2 protein-coding genes are annotated in these 1,058 nt (G+C 62.1%); one reads left to right on the forward strand and one right to left on the reverse strand.

The window, feature by feature from the left end; translation table 11 throughout:
* A partial coding sequence (locus tag AC0B9F_RS38535; protein ID WP_472010515.1) for a cyclase family protein occupies nucleotides 1-744 on the forward strand: 744 nt, incomplete at its 5' end.
* On the opposite strand, the gene AC0B9F_RS38540 is transcribed toward AC0B9F_RS38535, so the two are convergent.
* Nucleotides 733-1,058: diguanylate cyclase (locus AC0B9F_RS38540; protein WP_472010517.1), on the reverse strand; the 326-nt coding region annotated here is incomplete at its 5' end. The two genes, AC0B9F_RS38535 and AC0B9F_RS38540, sit on opposite strands and share 12 nt — an antisense overlap.

A 1,058-nucleotide genomic window follows, 5' to 3' on the forward strand; every position in this document is an offset into this window, starting at 1 on the left:
AGTTCCGGAAGCAGTCAAGACGCAACAACCCCGTTGAACGAGCTCTTGTCGGTTGTTTCGCTCTCACACGTGAACGACCCAGCGTCGACGCCGATTTTTCCCGGCGATCCCGAGTTCACTCTCGACACGGCGGCAACCATTGCCGACGACGGCTACTACCTCCAGTACGTCAAGGAAGGTGAACACACGGGTACGCATTGGGGCGCGCCCGCGCACTTTCAGGAAGGTGGACTCACCGCCGACCAACTCGATCCGGCCGACCTCTTCCTCCCCGCAGTGAAGATCGACATCCGGGACAAGGCTGCCGCCGATTCGGACTATGCGCTCACGGTCGCGGACCTGCAGGAATGGGAAACGCGCAACGGCAAGATCCCCGATGGAGCGGCCGTAGTTCTCTGGACCGGATGGGAATCGCGCTGGGGTAGCGAAGAATATGCCAACTCCGATGCCGAGGGCGTCACCCACCAGCCCGGCTTCTCGGTGGACGCGGCGCGGTGGCTGATAGACACCGGCCGTTTGGGCACCCGCGGAGCATTGGGAACCGACACGTTCGGTCCCGACCTCGGAAACGACGAAACCTACCCCGTCTCGACAATCCTGTACGACAAGCATCGAATCAGCCTGGAGAACTTGAACAATCTTGCCGCCCTGCCAACCACCGGGGCTAGCATCCTTGTCGGTGGTGCGATCAACAAGGCCGGATCGGGTTCACCGGCAACGATTTTCGCACTACTACGGCGATAACCATTTGCGACGGTCGCCGTAGACAACGACCGCTCCCTTCCCACGTCTCTTCGCCTCGTACATCGCCGCATCGGCCTGGCGAAGAAGAGTGTGCGCGCTGAGCGGTTCGTCCCCGAACTCGAACTGCGCGGACTCGAAATGCGCGACACCAACGCTCGCACCCACCGACACCGATGTGTCTGCAGTCTGATCGGACCTGAGCGCGTCGACGATCCGGCGAGCCACGACGACGGCGTCGTCGATCGTGCCCTGCAGGAGCACTGTGAACTCGTCGCCACCGAATCGAGCGACAAACGCACCCTCGGGAACCGCTT

The organism is Streptomyces sp. NPDC097129 (assembly GCF_055668065.1).